15 protein-coding genes and 1 riboswitch are annotated in these 19,718 nt (G+C 39.2%); of the genes, 4 read left to right on the top strand and 11 right to left on the bottom strand.

The features are described 5' to 3' along the window. Positions 1 to 19 precede the first annotated feature (19 nt). Positions 20 to 1,357, bottom strand: a complete 1,338-nt coding sequence (gene astB, locus OM33_RS17205) for an N-succinylarginine dihydrolase (RefSeq protein ID WP_040135399.1) — start codon at positions 1,355 to 1,357, stop codon at positions 20 to 22. 134 nt (positions 1,358 to 1,491) lie between these two features. Beyond that, positions 1,492 to 2,112: a hypothetical protein gene (locus OM33_RS22140; protein WP_052141123.1), complete on the bottom strand. Its 621-nt coding sequence runs from the start codon at positions 2,110 to 2,112 to the stop codon at positions 1,492 to 1,494. Positions 2,113 to 2,259: 147 nt separating this feature from the next. After that, positions 2,260 to 2,447: riboswitch (cobalamin riboswitch) on the bottom strand. 137 nt (positions 2,448 to 2,584) lie between these two features. Here OM33_RS22140 and OM33_RS17195 point away from each other — a divergent pair. The 3 genes from OM33_RS17195 (at position 2,585) to OM33_RS17185 (ending at position 6,337) form a co-directional block, all read left to right on the top strand. Next, positions 2,585 to 3,295: a lipoate--protein ligase family protein gene (locus tag OM33_RS17195; protein WP_040135397.1), complete on the top strand. Its 711-nt coding sequence runs from the start codon at positions 2,585 to 2,587 to the stop codon at positions 3,293 to 3,295. 79 nt (positions 3,296 to 3,374) lie between these two features. Beyond that, complete coding sequence (locus OM33_RS17190; RefSeq protein WP_040135395.1) at positions 3,375 to 4,865, top strand: dipeptidase; 1,491 nt, start codon at positions 3,375 to 3,377, stop codon at positions 4,863 to 4,865. A gap of 302 nt (positions 4,866 to 5,167) precedes the next feature. Beyond that, positions 5,168 to 6,337, top strand: a complete 1,170-nt coding sequence (locus tag OM33_RS17185) for an alpha/beta hydrolase-fold protein (RefSeq protein ID WP_040135393.1) — start codon at positions 5,168 to 5,170, stop codon at positions 6,335 to 6,337. Positions 6,338 to 6,600: 263 nt separating this feature from the next. Here the strand turns inward: OM33_RS17185 and OM33_RS17180 are convergent, their stop codons facing one another. From OM33_RS17180 to OM33_RS17155, 6 genes are all read right to left on the bottom strand, one after another. Further along, positions 6,601 to 9,003 (bottom strand): PAS domain S-box protein, encoded by a 2,403-nt coding sequence (locus tag OM33_RS17180; RefSeq protein ID WP_052141122.1) that lies wholly within the window; start codon positions 9,001 to 9,003, stop codon positions 6,601 to 6,603. 152 nt (positions 9,004 to 9,155) lie between these two features. Then, positions 9,156 to 9,695: a tyrosine-type recombinase/integrase gene (locus tag OM33_RS17175; protein ID WP_052141121.1), complete on the bottom strand. Its 540-nt coding sequence runs from the start codon at positions 9,693 to 9,695 to the stop codon at positions 9,156 to 9,158. Positions 9,696 to 10,009: 314 nt separating this feature from the next. After that, entirely contained in the window at positions 10,010 to 10,798 is a 789-nt protein-coding gene (locus tag OM33_RS17170) for a S1 family peptidase (protein WP_040135391.1), read from the bottom strand. Between the two features lie 43 nt (positions 10,799 to 10,841). Continuing rightward, positions 10,842 to 11,192, bottom strand: a complete 351-nt coding sequence (locus OM33_RS17165; protein ID WP_199922622.1) for a hypothetical protein — start codon at positions 11,190 to 11,192, stop codon at positions 10,842 to 10,844. A gap of 243 nt (positions 11,193 to 11,435) precedes the next feature. Next, positions 11,436 to 11,915, bottom strand: a complete 480-nt coding sequence (locus tag OM33_RS17160) for a DUF1203 domain-containing protein (protein WP_040135387.1) — start codon at positions 11,913 to 11,915, stop codon at positions 11,436 to 11,438. A gap of 1,202 nt (positions 11,916 to 13,117) precedes the next feature. Beyond that, entirely contained in the window at positions 13,118 to 13,957 is an 840-nt protein-coding gene (locus OM33_RS17155; protein ID WP_040135385.1) for a GNAT family N-acetyltransferase, read from the bottom strand. 439 nt (positions 13,958 to 14,396) lie between these two features. Here OM33_RS17155 and OM33_RS17150 point away from each other — a divergent pair, with 439 nt between their 5' ends. Continuing rightward, positions 14,397 to 14,840, top strand: coding sequence for a hypothetical protein (locus OM33_RS17150; RefSeq protein WP_040135383.1), 444 nt, complete (start codon positions 14,397 to 14,399; stop codon positions 14,838 to 14,840). Positions 14,841 to 14,904: 64 nt separating this feature from the next. Here OM33_RS17150 and OM33_RS17145 read toward each other — a convergent pair whose 3' ends face one another. The 3 genes from OM33_RS17145 to OM33_RS17135 all read right to left on the bottom strand — a co-directional run bounded on the left by OM33_RS17145 (position 14,905) and on the right by OM33_RS17135 (position 19,718). Next, entirely contained in the window at positions 14,905 to 16,116 is a 1,212-nt protein-coding gene (locus OM33_RS17145; RefSeq protein WP_040135381.1) for a BamA/TamA family outer membrane protein, read from the bottom strand. Positions 16,117 to 16,395: 279 nt separating this feature from the next. After that, the gene (locus OM33_RS17140) at positions 16,396 to 17,085 is read right to left on the bottom strand and encodes a polyphosphate polymerase domain-containing protein (RefSeq protein ID WP_040135379.1); all 690 of its coding nucleotides are present in this window, start codon (positions 17,083 to 17,085) and stop codon (positions 16,396 to 16,398) included. Further along, positions 17,082 to 19,718, bottom strand: coding sequence for a CotH family protein (locus tag OM33_RS17135; protein ID WP_040135377.1), 2,637 nt, complete (start codon positions 19,716 to 19,718; stop codon positions 17,082 to 17,084). Before OM33_RS17135 ends, OM33_RS17140 begins: the two co-directional genes overlap by 4 nt.

The following is a 19,718-nucleotide window of genomic DNA, read 5'->3' as shown; positions in this document are numbered from 1 at the left end:
TTTTTGTTTCTTCTCACGTTCAGTCCATTTGAAATGGGTAAATTGAACCAAGCTTTAAAATTTGGCTTAATTCATCAAGGGCTGTTTGGCTTTCTACAAGTAAGCTTGGGTCGGCTAAGTCATCTTCTGAAATCGCATCTCGATAATGCTTTTCAACCCAGGCTGTTAAGGTATGGTATTTCACTTCATCCATTAAACATTCAGGGGCAACGGCGCTTAATTCCAACTCATTGAGTGGCACGCGAAGACGCAAACACGCTGGACCACCACCGTTTTTCATGCTTTGTTGCAAGTCAAAATAAATGACCTGAGAAATAGGGTTACTCGCCTCGCAAAGGGTCGCAAGATAAGTCGCCACTTTATCGTTATTTTGGCATTCAGTGGGGGCCACGATGGCCATAGTGCCGTTTGGTAGTGTAATTAGCTGACTGTTAAAAATGTAGCTTGAAACGGCATCTTCAACACTCACATAATCGCTGCTGACTTCAATTAAATGCAGTGGTTTATCACCTTGGTATTTTGTGTTTATAGCATCAACCGCGCGTGCGGATTGATAAAATGCCATTTCATGATAAAGCAGTACATTTTCGTTACCAATTGCGATTACATCATTATGAAATACCCCTTGGTCGATCACATCAGGATTTTGCTGAACAAATAAGCAATCGGCGTCGCTTAATCCATGTGCGCGAGCTATGGCTTCGCTGGCAGCTAAGGTTTGTCTGGCCGGGTAAATTCTTGGTTTGATATCTGATAACGCATCTTCACCATAAACAAAGAGCGATAAGCCTTTTTCGTTATGAGAATTGGCTAAACGGGTATGATTTGCCGCTCCTTCATCGCCCAATAATGGATGATGTGGTAGTGGCTCATGATGGGTAAAATACTGGTTATTTTTGAAAATGGCCTTAAAGGTACGGCTTGTTTGCTCAGCTTCAATAGCCCGGTGCAGCTTATTGCTTAAATTAGCTGGCGTAAAGTGCACTTTACCATCGTAACAATCTAAGCTATTCGATACCGTTGCGGCATTTGCCGACCACATTGATGATGCCGAATAACAGGCTTTTAAAAACTGCGGCGCGTGTTTGGCTGCTTTTGTAATTATGTCTTTATCGCTACCTGAAAAACCTAACTTTCTAAGTGTGTAAGTATCTGGGCGAACCTGCGGCGGTAAAATGCCCTGCTTTAAGCCAAGCTTTGTCATCGCCAGCATTTTTTCAAGGCCTTGTAACGCAGCCTTTTTTGGGTTGGCGATTTGCTTTGCGTTATTTTTTGATGCGACGTTACCAAACGATAAACCGCTGTAGTTATGGGTTGGGCCAACCAACCCATCAAAATTTACTTCATACACTGTCATTTTTGCATCCTTTTAGTGCAATGTTGCACTCTTATTAGGCGCTTTTTATTTTTTTATACCAAAAAGCGAAGATAAGACTGAAATTGCTAAAAGCATGCCAGTTGAAGTGTTTAGTGTTGTATCAGTTGTGTTGCCTACTTAATAGGGTGTTTTAAAATGCTCGTTTGCGGCTTTAAGTAATAACACGCAAGATAAAGCACTAAAGCAATGACCACATAGCCAAATGGGCTTGTCACATACGGTGCGTAATACTGTGCGACACGCTCTGCATAAGTACTTAATGACATATTGCTAAATTTGCCCGAGAGCCAATAATAACTGGCGTTTGAGGTTAAAAATGCAATTGAACTGGCAAGCCATAAATTAAATAACGTCACCACGCTTTTTGTTGCAACAGCGCGTTTTGTTTCATCAAGTTTTAGCTGCAAACTCTTATGGCCTGCCCACCACAATACATAATAGCCAACAAACAAAAATGGGTATGAGCGTGTAATGCAATCGCCAAAGTCACCACGGTAGTAACTACTAGTTAAATCTATCGACACACTTAACACCACAAATACACCAAATGTACGGTGTTTAGAGGCAAGCAAGCCTAAAATAAAGAAAATCGCTGTGCTGGCGCTTGGCAGATGAAGCGCAGAGGCGAAATGGTATGGACGAGTGGCAATCATCAGCAATGCTAGCAGGGCATAAACCAACAAAGAAAATTGCTGTACTTTAATTGGGGTAAATAAGTTTGAACGATCTGTCATTATTGTATTTCCGTGAACAAAATCCACACGGTAGGTATGACAAGATACAAAAGGTTATGCCTTGCCTTTACAGGCAAAAGAGAGTTAGCCAATCAGTTTACTATTGGTTTAAACGCGATCATATTCTCGTTGCTCACCGCCCACCGCAGTACTCGAGTGAACTAGGCCGGTCTCCGGACTCCTGATCATCGCGTTGACAGCACCTTCCCATCAAGAAGACAGTGGTGGTTGTCGCTCACAGTTACCGTTGCGGGGGCAGTTCCAGATTTAAACTGGATTCCCGTTTAAACATTGTTTTAGAAAAAACAATAGTCACCTAATTACGCCCCAAATATATGTCAAGCTAATTGACTAAATCAAGTTAATCGCTCAACGCTCTTAACACTTTTTGTTAATAGATATAACTAGATAGGTGGCTACTGCCAAAATATAAAAACTGCGGTATGCTTAGGCCAAAAATAGTTTACAGCCAATGACAAAGATAAAAGCCAAAGTACTGCGTTTTGACCATATTTCAGTAGACGCCATTTTTGAAAAAGAAAATGACTTGATTAGCCAATTGCAAAGCGGCAATTTAGACCAAGCCCTGTTACTTTGGCAAAGTGACGAGCCTACGTTAGTTTTGCCCTCTGGTAACAAGTGGCAACAAAGCGAAGCGATCGCGTCAAAGCTTGCGTCAACTGGCTGGAAACTTTACTCACGTAAAACAGGCGGTGCGCCCGTGCCTCAATGTGAAGGGGTGATTAATGTCTCTTACATATATGTTTTAGATGAACACACCCCCTACTCTATTCCAAATGCCTACACCGATTTTTGCGCTATTTTGTCTTCGTTTTTCGAACAGTTTAATATCAAGGTTGATACCCATGCCACACCCGGCAGCTATTGCGATGGTGATTACAACCTCAATATTGAAGGTAAAAAAGTAGTAGGCACCGCCCAACGAGTATTGCTAAAAAAAGGTGGGGGTAAAATTGTGCTGGCACAAGCCTGCATTTTAATAAATGCCGATATGCCCACATTAATTAAACCAGTAAATTTATGTTACGAGCACCATCAACAAACAGACAGAGCAATTGCTGATGTACATACGTGCTTGTATGAACATAGTAAGGAAAAACCCGATATTAGCGAACTTTACCAACGACTTTTTACTAGTTTTGTAAATCATCGTGGCAGTTAACAGAAAACGCTTTTTTTAGCTTTAAGCAGTGTTACACTTGGGCTAATTACCTAATACTGTTTAACTTTGGAGTACTCCATTGAAATTCGCTCTTCTTCCATGCGCAGCGTTATTTGCGACAAATGTATTTGCTGCTGTGACCCCATCAACAGAAAAACTCGCTGACTATGCGGTATCAGAATATCAAAGCGCACAAATTCATTCTTTAGCTAATATGGTGTCATTCCCAACAATTAATAAGAAAGGCCTTGATACCACAGAAAACCCGGACTTTATTGGCTTTAAATCACTATTAAAAATGAAAGCGGCTGAGCTTGGGTTTGACTACCAAGACTTTGGACATACCGTTTTAATTGGTATGGGAAATCAAGAAGAGAAAGTAACCATAGTAACCCATGGCGACGTGCAACCTGCCGATCCCACAAAATGGCAACAGAGCCCGTTTTTTCTTGATGCAACCTCAGAGCCAGGCAAATTAATTGCCCGCGGCACTGAAGATGACAAAGGTGCAATTTCAACAGCACTTTATGCCATGAAAACGCTAAAAGATAATAATGTTGCACTTAATAATCGTATTGAACTGATGGTTTACCTTGCTGAAGAGTCCGATTGGGAGCCACTAAAGCGCTTTATGAAAACCTACCAACAGCCAAAATATGCTGTAACCATTGATGCATCTTACCCTGTGGTGGTTGCTGAAAAAGGCTGGAGTTTAGTTGCCCCAACATTTACAGGCTCATCACCACAAACAGGTGTTTATGTAAGCGAATTAAAAGGCGGTGCATTTGTTAGCCAAATACCTGAAGATGCCAGTGTTGTGCTGCATAATGCTGATGCTCAAATACTTGACATAGTTAAGCAAAACATAAGTACTCTTAAAGATGTTCATGTCACAATCACACCACAAGACGATACATTTTTAATAAGTGTAAAAGGTGAATCGGCACACTCTTCAGAACCAGAAGCAGGTCACAATGCCATTGCACATTTAGCAGAAGTATTTAAAGGCATTGATTTAGAAAACAACAGTGATGGACAAGCAATTGAATTTATAAACCAACTCATTGGCCTAGATTTATATGGCGCACAATTTGGTGAGATTGCTTACCGACATGCGTTTATGGGACCAATGACCGTTGCACCAACATTACTGAAACGCAGCGAAAATGGCCTTAAATTATCCGTTAATTTACGTCGCCCAGTTGGCAAAACAGAGGTGCTATTAAAGTCACAAATTGATACTGCCCTTAGCAATTGGCAAGCGAGTAACAATATGACGTTAGACAGCATTGAAATTCATATTGGTACACCCATGCTGCTTGATGATGCACCGCACGCAGAAGCACTTTTGGATATCTTTAAGCATTTCACAGGCGATAAAAATGCCAGCTTTGTTTCAATCGGCGGTGGCACCAATGCCAAATTGTTTGATAACGCGGTGTCATTTGGTCCGTCTATGCCAGGTAAAAAATACACGGGGCACTCTGAGCATGAGTTTTTAACGCCTGAGCAAATGGCGCTTAATTTAAAAATGTATACCGCAATGATGGTAAAACTTGGCAATATGTAACCTGCTATGTTTTTAAAAAGCGCAGTAAATACTGCGCTTTTTCATTGAACACCCTTGCACTAAACTCCTTCTCATTTGCTATTTCCATGAGCCCTCCTTTACACTTCAAGGTTGAAACTTTCTTAGCCACAATACTGTTTACAAGTACAACCTAATAATTTGGCCCTTACTTCAAAGCAGAGCCCCTGCAAGGAAATAAATAGCCAAACAGTACAATGCAAAATCATGCATACCATCACCACAACTTTTCATGTAAGCTACTAAAAAATTTATAATTATTAATTAAGTTAAAGGGACTTTGCATGTTTATTTTTAAACGCGTATCTGCGCTCCTGTTGTTACTCATTTTTTCAATATCTTCTTTCGCAAATGAATCTCAGTATAAAGTTGAAACAATTAATTCGAAGGTTCTTAACGAAGAAAGAACCGCGGTAGTGCAACTTCCTAAAAGCTATCAGTCAAACCCAAATAAAGTTTACCCCGTTTTATTTCGCTTAGATGGCAAAGGAAACTTGCCTGTAGAGTCTGCGTTATTGGATTCACTCCATCAGCAAAACGCGGCACCTGAAGTTATTCTTGTTGCAATAGAAAATACGGATCGCGCTAGAGACTTAACCCCTACGGTTAACCATGATCCTAGAGGGCCTGTTGGTGTTGGCGGTGGCGGTGATAAATTTCTCGACTTTATTGAGAAAGAGCTCATCCCTCATATTGAAGAAAAGTATCGTACACACAACTTTCGCATATTCTCAGGCGCTTCTATTGGTGGATTATTGGTTTTACATTCATTTCAATCTCGACCTCATTTATTTCAAGCTCATTTAGCCTATAGTCCAGCGGTTTGGTGGGGGGACGAATCAACTTCTAAAGACGTTAAAGAGTTTATAAGCAACTCAAAAGAGTTAGACTCTTTTTTATACATGAATATTGGGTCTGAACATGCTGAAATGCGCGCTATTTATGACGACTTAGAGGTATTTTTGAAGAATAATCCACGAAAAGGATTTACTTTTGTTAGCGATGCGTTTAACACGGTTCCGCATGGTTTAACGTCAAAGGCAGGAACGTTCAACGCCTACCATAATCTATTTTTACCACTGGCCATGCCAAGCTCCCTGCTCACAGATGGTGTAAGCTCGATTAAGGAATACTACGCACGTGTATCTTTCCAACGTGGCGAAAAAACCATTGGGCCTGAGTGGGCTATGAGACAATTAGGTTACAGCTTAGTCGATAAAAAAGACTTTAAAACAGCAGAAGACGTGTTTAAGTACAACATTTCACTTTATCCAGAGATGCCGAGCGCATATAACGGGTTAGCTTACGCCTATGAACAAAACAAGCAGTTTCAAAAAGCGTTAGAACAAGTCAATATTTCATTAAAACTGGCGAAGGAAGGTGAAGACGGGTATGAATATTATATTAATCGTAAGAACAACTTAGAGTCTGAATTGTCTAAACTCTCGAAATAACAATATGATGCTACATCAAGCCTAGCATGAGTTTATATAGATAAAGTGTAACCCCAAAAAACCGAATTTTTGTGGGTTACGCTTTGCATCACACCTAGCTAGGTAATAGTCTGTATTGTGCCAAACTCGGTCGTTCAACAGCAACTTAATATCTTAAATCTAGTTGCAATTGCGGACGTTCACCCAACTCGCTTTTGGACATAATCAATTCTGGACTAGACTCGCCAATTGGCAAAACTAGATTTAAATCAAAGTGAATATCATTAAACAAACTGACCTAAGACCTCATATAAGTTATTCATGTCTATTGGTTTTCCAACGTGAGCTACAAAACCTTGTACCAGATAACTGTCTATATCATTTGTCATAACATTGGCTGTTAACGCTACGACGGGAAGCTTGGGGTTAAGCTCTTTAATCAATAATTGAGCTTCGGTACCATCCATATTTGGCATATGAATGTCCATTAAAACTAAGTCAAACTTATCTTCCTTTACAGCGTCTACCGCTTGTTGACCATCTTCTACGATGGTTAAACTTGCGTTGGTAGGTTTTAAAATTGACTGAATTAGCACCTGGTTTATCTTGTTATCTTCTGCTATTAATATTTTGATGTCTGAGAGATTTGGAGCAGTCAGCGATTTAGTTATCTTTTGTTTTTTATCCATTACTTCATGTTTTAAAGGCAGCACTACCTGAATATCTGTTCCTTTGTTTAATTCACTTACTAACCTAAGCTCTCCTCCCATTAATTTAATTAAACTAATGGTTATCGACATACCTAAGCCAGTCCCACCATACTTTCGTGTAGTAGAGGTGTCGGCTTGAGAAAATCGCTCAAATATGCACTCTTGTACTTCCTCACTCATGCCGATACCAGAGTCAATAACGTTTAAACATATAGCTTGCTGACTCTTGTAGGTAATTTCGCTTATCTTTATTTCAACACTCCCTTTTTCAGTAAATTTCACGGCGTTTGACGCTAAGTTTAGCAATATCTGTTTGACTCTGACTAAGTCGCCTAACCAACCATCAACAAAATCGTTATCCACAGAAACTAAAAATTCTATGCCTTTGTTACTAACTTGTGCGTCTAAATCATATTTAACAGAATCAAGAATTTCGTTAATTGAGAATGGAGCGTGCTCTAGTTCAAGTTTGTTCGACTCAATTTTGGAATAATCTAATATGTCATTAATGATAGTTAACAAGCTTTGTGCAGAAAATGAGGCATTACCCAATACTGTCCTTAAATCTTGGTCAAGTTCAGCATTTTTAAGTAACTGAAGTCCGCCTAAAATAGCGTTCATTGGCGTTCTTATCTCATGACTCATATTAGCTAAAAAATCGCTTTTTGCTTTTGCAGCTCGATCAGCTTCTCTTTTAGCTTCAACCAAGGTGGCTAGCGTATTAACTTTTTCAGAAATATCATAGTTGACACCAATAACGGAAATTGGAGTGCCTTCGCCGTTTTTAATTACTTCCGCACTCGCTTTCATTGTTCTTATTTCGCCACTTGGTAGAACAACACGAAACTCTGTGTCATAAACGCCTGTGTCCGCTATGGCAGCTTCAAGTTTTGCTTTAGCTTCTTCTATATCCTCAGGGTGTACGCTGTTCTCCCACGCTTCATATGCACCTGAAAACAAATCAGTTTCTATGCCATACAACTTATACATCCAGTCATCCCAGATAAGAGCATTCGTTTCTAAGTTCCATTCCCAAACACCAATTCCAGCTGAGTCATTGGCTATTTGCATTTTAAAGGCATTTGCGTCCGCTTTTTCACGTGCTTCACGCAATTCAATTTCGGTCTCTTGTTGTTGTGAAATATCTTGAACTACAGACCAAATGTAATCGTTACCATCTGAATCGGTTATTTTTATTCCAGAGAGTAATACAGGATAAGTATGGCCTTGCTTGTGTATATATTCTTTCTGATACGGCCCATATGCGCCTGTTTCCGCCATATCAGCTAATTGTTTATATTCTTGCTCTTCATATTTTTTTGGCGTTAGCTGCCAATAATCCATAGTATTAAGTTCATCAATGCTATAACCCGTGAATCGGCTAAATTCATCGTTAATGTAATCGAATTCTCCAGTGTCCATTTTGTTTATAGCGATGCCTACTGGAGCCAAGTTGACAAATTCTGCAAACTTCTTCTTTTCTTGTTCTAACAAGGCTTGCATCTGAGAGCTGTTGACTTGAAGCTCTTTTTCGTGTTTTTTAACATCCGATATATCCGACACAAATGCGAATAGTATTTCTTCGCCATTACTTTCTATAAAATGACCTTTAATACGAACAGGAAAAACTTTGCCCTCTTTGTTTTGATGTTGGGTTTCAAAATCAATATGTTTTTTTTCTTTTAATTCTTTCCAAAACGTAGGCCAAACCTCTTTGGGAAAGAGCGGATCCCACTCCCAAACTTTCATTCCTACAAGCTCTTCTCTTTGGTAGCCCAATTTTTCACAAGCAGCATGATTAACATAGAAAATTTCAGAGTCTGATTTCATCCAAAAAACTTCATCTGCGGCAAGTTCGGTAGAGAGTTTTAAAAAAGAGAGTAACTCTGTTTCACTTAAGGTGGGCGGAAATATAAGTTCCCCTTCTTTATAGCCTATTTTGCGAAGAGAGACGTTTAAGTCAGCGGCTTTTTCCATGCTTAGTCATTGAGTTAGATTGTTTTATATTAATGTAGTTGATACCTTGAGTTATATAAAGCAAATGGCAGTATTTATCTACTGCTCAATTGCCTCTAACAATCTGTTTCTCTTGATATTTTGATTGCGTCTTCAATCTCAATTCCAAGGTATCAAATTGTGTTATCGATTTTTGTATGACCCAGAAGTAGTTGAACAACTCTAATATTCTTAGTTCTTGCATAAACTAAAGTAGCTTTAGTTCTTCTCATTGAATGAGTGCCGTATAAATCAGAATCAAGCCCTAGTTGATTAGCCCAATTTCTAATGATAGATCTGTAATATGAATAACTGATTGGTTGATTTGCGCGGCGTAGACTCAAAAACAAATAATCACTTGGTTGCAAAGACTTATACTGAATCCAGCGGCTAATGGTTTGTTGCGCTCTAGGTGTTATTTCAAATTGTACTTCAGTACCAGTTTTCTTCTGTGTCCATTGAACTCGTTCAAATATATGATCAGAAGTGGCTACGTCCCTTACTCTTAGAGAAAGCAAATCACAAGACCTCAATTTGCTGTCAATCGCTAAATTTAGCGCCGCAAGTTGCATCAAATTATTCTTAATTTCGAGACGAGTTCGAATTCGCCAAATTTCTTCCAGTTTAAATGGACGTTTTACTCCTGTTGCATTTGAATTTATTTCTGTTTTCATGATGACCTCCTAGTTAAAAGTCACCTTAATTTTAGAGAATATAATTCAAGTTAGAGTAGTTACTTTAAACCGTAAAGGGGCAGGAATGAGTTAGCTGAACGACCGCTTGGAAGAATGAAGATAACATAGCCAGATTATGACGAACGTCTCTTGATCGCTCATTACTGTCGGATACATAGTTAAATTCAGAGTGTTACTTCCGCTTTGTGCCAGAAACTGTCATTCGCAACGCCTACTAATGGGCGTATAAATGCTTGGCTAAAATTAGCGAGGAAGGAGCAAAAGCAAACTGTTTTTTCCTATTAAACGATTTGTTAGCTACCCACTACACTTACTATCCAGTCTCTATAATTTGAAACCCTAACTTGATAAGCAGTAGTACCATATAAACCACCTTTGAATAAGGCAAGGTCACCTTGCCAAATTTGCCAGCTTGATAAACCTACCAAGTACGGAGTGCCGTTATCAAATATAACTGATGGACCACCACTATCCCCAGAGCCATGAATACCCTCTAAAGGTAACGCTTTTTGCGCTTCATCAAACTTAAAAGAAAGCCATTTATCATCAGTAGCTTCAACAATATTTTTAAAATGGTTTAGCTCACGTAAGGGTTTGGTTTCGGTATTTTCACCTGTTTTACCATTCCCTGTCGCTCCACGACCGTATACGGTTATTTCTTGACCTAATTCATTAGAGTTAGAATAAATATCAATTGGTTTAAGATCTTTTACAGGGGTTGAAAGCTTAACTAATGCAATATCACTTCTAGACCTAAGGAAATTCATTAAAGGAGCAGCATCGCCTTTAAATAAAGTTTTGTCTGCTTCAATATAGCCTGGGTGTATATGAACTTTTTCAATTTCAACGTTTTTAGAGCCTACCTTTATTTTTTTTCCTGAGTAATCATAAAATATTGTATGAGCTACTGTTAAAATCCATTGTGGACTTATTAGCACTCCATGCCCTTCATGGGGCATATCAATTAGATATTCAGGAGCTTCGGCTAACAAATAATTTTTAGCTGGAACATCATGCCTCTTCACTACAGCATTGCTGCATGTAGAAAAGAAAATAATGGATAAGATAAATAAAACTTTCATATTACATCCATGTAGCCCTGATAACAGTGTGTTATATGCAAACTTACCTTAATAGCCCTAAAACTTCTTCGTTGTTAAAGCTAACACTTAATTGATTACAGCTTTTCGATTTTATTTGAACATCAACAAATGAATCTTCAGCTGCACTATACATTTTTGCATCCCAAGAATTCGAAGATGAATCTAACACAATACTTTTTAAAACAACTAATCCAATTGCTTTAGCATTGTTATCATGAGAAAGAACAGAAATCTCGCCTTTACTCAAATTGACAAAAAGTTTTGCAGGTTTAGATGAGTGGTTCCAAATACCCGAAATATCACATTTCCCCTTAGCCTCAGTGGAAAAAATTGAAACCACTAGAAGAAAACTTAAAACTATCAGCTTGAACATGAACATCCTTTGCATATAACAATTTAAAGTGCGCAAATCATGCATACATCTACCGCCTAACTGCTCACTTTTCTGATGCTACGTTTTTATCAAATTAGCTAACCTTTTGCTAGCTAAGAAAATATTTAATGTCCGTTTTTCGCTCATTACTGTCGGATACATAATTAAATTCAGAGGGTTACTTCCGCTTTGTGCCAACAAATTTCGTTCGTAACACCCGGTTAATGGGTAAAGAATTGTTAGCTATACTGCTCGCTGAACTCTAAAGCTATAACAGCCATAGGCAGCATACCTAGCGATGACAAAAGAAACCTTATCATTAGAAAAATACTCATTTAGGATCATATTCGCATTCTCTGGATTGGATAATTTCGAATCTAAAATGCGCTCATTTTCACAATAGGCTTTTAAGACAAAGATATTACCTAAATAATCAGTGTCTACTCCTGTTGGCAATGGCAATTTTGTATCATCAAAACTCTCATCACCTTGGTTAGCCAAAACGAAAATCGGCCCATATTCTTTATACGGTCCAGATTTAGTAAATGGACAATAGCTAGCTAGTATTAGCTTTTCACCAGGCTTGGCTCCTCGCAGAACATCGCGACAAGGCTCTCCACCAACAGCGTAAGATATTTCTACTTCCTGATTTTGATCGTCAATACCTGAAATTCGAACCTTATCCAAAAAATCAGCTCTCAATGGCATTATTTTATATTTCATCTGAATCCCTTGCCTTACTTGATTTGTATAGCTAACGCCTTAATAAACGGCAAAAATTAGTTGGCTAAAATTTGTGAGGTACGAACAAAGCCAACTGATTTTTGTCCGCACTTTTTAATTTGCTTTGTTATATGTACATTACACTACACGAAAATATGATAGGAAGCGTAAAAAACAAAGTAAACCTATGACCTTGTTTAACTTTTGGCGCTGAAACTACCAATTTTTGATAGCTAATAGTACTTATAAGAAATGCTAGCAAAGCGATAACTGAGACGTGAACACTTTGACTAAAGCTACCCAGCAGGATACTACAAACTATAAAAGGCAAAGTACCTATTCCTGTTAACAATTTATTTGCGTAGTTCATGGTTTCGGTTACTTATATTTCTTTAAGTACATATAACAGCTTATTAGTGCGCATTTCGATTAAAGGAAGTTATCCACAACCTAAAATTGGCATACCAATAAGTCATTTTATTTAATATTTTCAGCAGATTAACAGTAGTTTTTTACCCTAGCAATTTATAATTGGTTTTAGATAATCGAGCCATTACTTAATCGCGCTATTCTAGGATCGTTATGTAACTTTACTATTAGATAATTCCCTATTTAAATCAGTAAATTGCTTTTTTCAATTAGATAATCAAGCCAGTTAAAATTTTACATAATGTGCCATGTTCATAAGCAAAAATGGGAGCTTGGTCATGTAATAAATTATTGCCGTTGCCTTTCTCAGAAACCGTAATCCGCTCATTACTAACCTAGAAAGCTATTCTTAAAAAATATCTGCTTATTTCAAATCTGATAAGAAACTTTAAATTAATAATGCGGGCAGAAGTTAAGAGCGTCTTGAGAAAAAGAGATTCACTTAGCCCTAAACGATAGAGATAGGCTAAAGCGAAAAACATGAGCCTTCATAGCCTTATATCGTTTAATTGGTATTGCTTCTTTATTAGCGTATTGCTTATATCATTTAGCAATCAGACGTGTATTTTTAGTTATTTATGACGAAAGTATGAACCCATTTAAATTATTGATTATAAATGGTAATTAACACTTTTAAACAGAGTTACACACTATTTCTGGGGATAACATTTTCATACAAAAGGCTGAGTACGTTATTGTATCGCCTTACTAAAAATGCCAGCACATAATTAATACATTGCACGCAGAATTTGGGTTTATAAAATGCTAAACACTTAACCTAATTCAAACGTAGTAATGCCAAAAATTTTGTCTGAATCAACATTTGGCATGCCCTTTTGATACATGCGTGACGTTGCAAATACCACCTCCATGTTTTCAGCTTCAGCCAGTTTAACTGCGCTTCCATTATTTTCAGGCACATCAAGAATAATGATTTCACCACTAATATCGTGTTGTAACGCCCTAAAAATAGTGCTGGCAATGTCTGGGGTATCTGCGAATAATGGCCCAACTTTATACCCTTGTTGACACTTTCGCCTAACGCCATAACCTGTGACCTGTCCGTTTTCTAGCACACAAACTGCTCTGCCGTACTCTTGCATTAACCATGCTGACAAAAATGCCTCTCTGGGCGCACCAAAACATTGAAGATCATAATTCAATATTGCGGGGATATGCTCTTCTCTCACCTCGGTAATAGCACCGCTTTTTGTGCTCGCCTGCGCAATTTTTTGGAAACGTTTATTTTGATAATAAGGCACATAACCAATGCGTTTATAAATATCGACATTTTCTAATACACCATCAATACCGACATTTCGCTCTTCGCAATAAGCTAGGCGATGCTTGGTCAGCGCAAGGCCATACCCCTTGCCACGATGTGCTGGCGAAACAATGTATAAACCACAAAATGCATAGTGAGAGTCGTACCGAACAGCACTGCCCACGGCAACAATTTCGCCATCGACTTCGCCAACAAAAAAACCGTTTGGATCTGCAAGGTAAAACAACGCGGCGTCATTAATACCAGGGTTCCAGCCTTCTTTTGCCGCCCAGTTAACCGCAATGCTTAATTCTTCTGGCAACATGGTGCGAATTGTAAGTTGTGACATATGCAAATTCACTTTTCTTGGTTGTTAAATTAAGCAATGGATTATCTATTTGAATACTCATCCACATAGAGTGTTAAGTATTCACACCCTATATGGGGCCAATACAAATAACAAAATAAATAGCCATAGCCTTTGGGCTGAGGTCACACTCATTTTCTCTGCAGTGAAAAAATTATGTAAAAACTAAACGTCATTTCTCACCAGCGCATCCTATGCAGGTTCTCAGCTGTCTTTATGTACCAAGATTAACAGACTCAAAACGCTTTTAGAAATTGCATTGTGTTTGCATAGTAATCCTAACTTGTTAACTTGCCAGTGAAAATTACGTTTTATTTGATGCTCGCACATAACTGAGTCTAAGTAATTAGTTACATATTTTCTCTATAGAAATAGGCTTATTAGCCGATAACAGATTGATAACTTATTTCCAAGGACGAGTATGAGTATTTCAAAAATTGGCAACATCCCTTTTGCGATTCAAAACCCACCAGCGTCGCCAGCAGTTCAGTCAACAAAAGAAAATGATGAACAAACAGATGTTAGCGATAATACTGTGACAATTTCCCCTGAAAGCTGGCAAAAGCTCAAAAAAAACGATGACGCTAAAGCGGAAAAGCGCGACGCATTGCCAAAACACATTAAAGACATGATCAAAGCCATTGAGCGCATAATTGAGCAAATAGAAATGGCCGAAGAAATGCTTGAAAAAGCCAAGAACGCAGAATACAGCGATGAGAAAACCAAACAAGCAGTCGTTGATAGCCAGCAGAGCTTTTTAAATTCTTTGGAAATCGCGCGGTATGATGCCATTCAAGCATTACAAGAGGCCATGAAAGAAGCTGGCATTGAAGATGTGAGTATTATTACAGACTTAATGCGCTAGCTAATACGTTTGCACACAGAATAAACTTATAAAAACGCTTATTTTATTACTAACGTCACTGGCATTACCATGCCGAACCTGCCTGCACATACCAAACGGTTTCTTCGGGTCCAAACGCGACGTCTAGGCCCATTTTAAAGCCATAGCGTCTGGCAATTAAATAGCGAAAGCCTACTCCCTTGCCAACCCGACTGTTGCTCTCTTTTAATTCATCAAAACTGTTTGCCACTCGACCGATGCCGGAAAAAGCAGAAAGGGTCCAACGATTATCAATGTTATAATTAAGTTCCGCTTCAGTCGCCACCGCATATTCTCCTTGGTATCGCCCAATCGGTACACCCCGAATACGCATACTGGGCATCGCAAAAGGAGGTAACAAGGTATTTGTGGCAACATGCTCAGCGGCTAGTTTTAAACCTAGGTGAAAGTCATCATTAATTTTAAAATAGTTAAGTCCTTCAAAATCAAATAAATCATACTCTATGTCGCTGCCAATCGCGTCATCAAAGCGGGTGATATCTAAGGTATAACTGTAGCCAGATTGAGGCGAAAAGAAGTTGTCGCGATTATCAAATTGTAATGAAACACCTAATCCTGATGTTGTTACTTCTGAGGTGAGCAAAGAACGAAACAAGTCTTCAAGTGGTTTCTCCCAATGTGGCGGAAAAACCGCACCAAAGTCAGGAAGGTGCGTAGGTGAAATACTGGCATCAATGTAGCGTTGGTTAAACCCGATATAAAAATTGCTTTCGGGTATTTTAAATTTTAGTTTTTGTATCGCCGCAAAGGCCTGAGTATTCAGCTCTAACGCTTTATTAAAATTGAGATCCCCAAAGCCATAAAAGTTAAGATTGATGTCACCATATCCAACGCCCCCCATGTATCGAATTTTTCCCTGATTAAAAAACCCTAAATGCCCTGCTCCTGAAAACCAAGAATCATTGCCAGTATAACCGGCTGCAACCGCGGTCACATTGGGAGGTAATAAATGTTGTGCTGCATTTTCAGAGTGGCGCATCGCCTCTTTTCGCTTTTCTGCATCTTCTTGCGATTCATGAAAGAAAATACCAACAGCACCCAAACCACCATTTAATGCCGGGTCGGTAATAATAATTGGTACCGGCAAAAAGCCATATGCATTTTCAGCAAGGTAACTGGATGCATCAAATTTACCATCTAATGGATCAATAAACTGCGAAAGTACTGATGAAGCACACAGTGAGAAAGAGCACAAAGCTAATATCGTAAAAGCGGTGTTTTTTAAGAACAGGAACATTCAATCAATCCATTGTATTTGAATCATTTATTCTAGTTGAATAATAACAACCCGCTGAAAAAGTTTAAATGCCCTTGCCGTAACACCAGCTTTTTATTTATTTCAGTCAATTTTCATTAGATACAAAAAAGCGATGCTGGTGCATCACTTTCGACAAAATTGGCAATTAATGTGTTTATCGGCTCTTCCACCAATATTAAGGCCATGTTGTTACCGGAGTTACCATTCTGCAAGGATTTAATGACACATACACTTTATAAAATAACGGTTTACCTCAATTTACTGCCACATTAAATTGCGGATACAATTTACATATTTTGAATGCCGAGAGGGCCTAAGCGGGCAAGTTGCCAATAAATTACTAAGCTCTGCTTCATACTCTGCATTGGTTTTAAGTTCTAGCAAAACATAATCGCCAAGAGGAACCCCTTTGTTCAAATTAGCATGTTGTCGATATCGTTGATCAAACGATGAAATGTCAGAATCAAAGGTCGCCCTAATTTTTTCATCATTTGAAATGAAATATGCACGATGATAGCGACAAATAATGATCGGGCTATGCTCTGTTGCCCACAAAAATTGTGCATCTACAGGCAGCTGTGCATAGGCCGATTTAAGCGCATGCTGCCAAGAAAACGCTGGGGCACTAAAATCAAGCTTTGTATCATAAATCACTTTATACCCTTTGCCCGCTTGCCGATGCTTAAACTCTAACTTTGCTTTTTCAGCATTGTTTAAATCACCATACCAACGAATACGCACTTTTTTGCGGGTACTAATACCACTTAAGTTTTCCTCAAAACGTGCCAATAATGGCGTATCCAAGTACAAGCTATTGATATCACGAGACGCATAATGCTTACGAAATAACATCGAGTGTGCCTGTAGCCAAATATTCACTTCTTGTAATCGGTTAAGTGGCACAGGCACTTTCACTTCAAACCGATATTCTCTAGGTTGTGTATTCATTTTGGTTTGTCCGATTTCATTACTGTGTTGTAGAGGTTTTTTACATCCAGTGCTTCGGTGCGAATGGTTAAGCCATTAACCAGTAGTTCACTACCAAGCTCGGCTGTTTGTTTAATATTACAGTCGCTGTCGGTACAGACATAATCTGTCACGCGCATTACTGCAGGGCCAAAAATGCGTTTTTTCGAATAGCTCATCAAGGCCTTATGTTGAATATTGGATGCCCGCACATGATGTGCTTCAATCAATGAATTGTCCTTTGCTACCAAACCAAAATTCACATCATTAAAGTGGGTATCGCTTACTATTAACTGGCTTTGTTCACCTGCTGAAATTGCCTTATCGCGCACCGAGTTAAATTTGGCATGTTTCACTGTCAGAGTTGAGCCACTCACATCAATGCCATCTCCCCCTGAACGAAAGCCAATATTGGTAAATTCACTGGTATCCAATACGCCAGTGCAAAAGTCACAATCAAAGGCGTCAGAAAGCGCATTTTTAATGGTTAAGTCATAAATATTCACATTCGCGTTAATAATGTTAAGCCCATCTTCCGATTGGTTATCAGTGATTTTCACTGTGTTCATATTGACATTACCCTTAACAAAATAAATTGCTCCGCGCGGCTTCCACAAACCCAACTTAGGGCTGCTGGCATAGCTAATGTGCAGGTGGTCTACTTGGTGTGACGTATTTTCATCATTGGCAAATACACTAAGCCCAGACCATTTCGACGTGTTTTGTTGCCTGGTCATAACAACCGGCGCAGTTGCCGTGCCTTGACTATTAAATTTGCCAAATACCATCAGACCCGCATCACGTGCAAACTTCAGCGTAGTGCCTGCAGGGATCATAACGTCAGTATTAGCTGGTGTGACTAAATAATCATTTATTTCCCACTCACCGGCTTTGAAACGCCATTGATTGCCTTCTTGTGCAATAAAGTGACGATACTGTTCACTTACAAATGGCTTCATACCACCGCGCGGAATAAACGAAAGCGGCGCAGTCTCTTTTTGGAAATAATAGGCTTCACTCTTTTTACCCTTCAAAGCAACACGCGCCGAAATAGCACTTAAGCGCGCCGGCAAGTTTAATGCGAGTGTCTCGCCAGGTACTATTGATACAGGTAATTCGTCATTAATCTGTTCAAGCAGTGCAATTTCTTGACGCTTTGTAATTCCTTCAATGCTATTAATAGTGAGTGGCACGGCTTCGCTATTAGTTACATGCCATACAAGTTCGCCATTGTGTTCATTTAAACGACTGTGCAAATCCCAATTTGCTTTTGCTTGGTAGTTGTCCATTTGTTTATGAAGCTCACTACTCACTTCGGCAATTTTGCTACATTGCGTACTTAGGTAATTATTTTGCCAGCAATCCGCCTGTTGTTTCATAACGTGATAATCAAAAGGCGCGAGTAACGGACTGTCTTGATGCAATGACTTAATAAATGCCTTGTCATAGCGTTCAAGCTCAGGAATTAATTTTGACTCAAGCGTAGTTACAAGCTGCTGTTTTGCTGCTAAATAATGTGCTTTCACTTGGTTATCAGAAAGCATGGCTTTACTTAACGCAAAACGGTGACTTGGCGGTTTCATTAACCAAATATGTTCGGCAGGTGTCACGGCCACATCGCTTTGAATAGGCTCAAGCTTGGCAATATGAGGATTGTAATACCAACGCCAATTATTCCAGGTTAATGCATGCCATGCGCCCCATAAGTCCACCATCGCAAGGTACTGTCCTAAACGCGCTGCATCAAATACATCGCTCGCGGGACGTTTGCCTGTTAAAAAGTCATCGAGTAATGCAAGTGCAATTTGCCGCTGATTTGCCAATGCCTGATTAGCTAAAATGGTTTTTTGTTGTAACACTCTCGGTTTTAAAGTGCGTGTTACTTCGCCTTTACTATTTGTCGACTCTGCGAGTAAATCAAGCCGCGTTATCAGCCCTTCAGTGCGATTATTGACTGCTAACAAATCTTGGCTAAAAGCTTGTTCAAACAGCATCACGCCCCAATCGGCACCATTAACAACTAATTTAACCGGAATATTTTTAGGCGAGATAATATCAAAGCCACTTACTGCTAAGCTTTTAGCAAACAAATTGGGGCCCTGGTTTACCCTCACACTGGGTGCAACAAGGGCAAATTTTCGTGAACCAAACATGGCTTGCTTTTTCTTCAACTCAACTTTGAGTGACCAGCGATCGGCTTTATTTACATGATCCAACATATCGCCTTGCAGCCGAACTTTTGCTGCGTATTTTTCTTTACCAAAGTACACTGAACCAGTCACTTGGCTACGATTTTCAGGAATGATGCCACGCTCAAATGCACTGCGTCTGTCTTCTTCAAGTTGCAGCCAGTCTTGGTACTTAATATCTACTTTAATAAGTGGCAAGTCTGTTTTTGCAGTGAAGTAGCTGTATGGCGAGGCAATGACATTTGCAGCCAACTGCATCGCTTTTTCTTTGCTTGATAGCTTTGTTGCTACAAAGCCTTTATCAACTAAAAAGCGTTTTACCGCGCCGGTGGATGGCAATAACAAAACAGCTAGCAGCATCAGGCTTAATACCAATTTAAGATGCTCTGCGCGCGATTGCGGTGGATTTGCTGTGTCTAAACGCAT

The organism is Pseudoalteromonas piratica (assembly GCF_000788395.1).
GTDB classification, from domain to species: Bacteria; Pseudomonadota; Gammaproteobacteria; order Enterobacterales; family Alteromonadaceae; genus Pseudoalteromonas; species Pseudoalteromonas piratica.
Note: the sequence above shows the minus strand (reverse complement) of the source record. Positions and strands in the feature narration are given on the sequence as shown.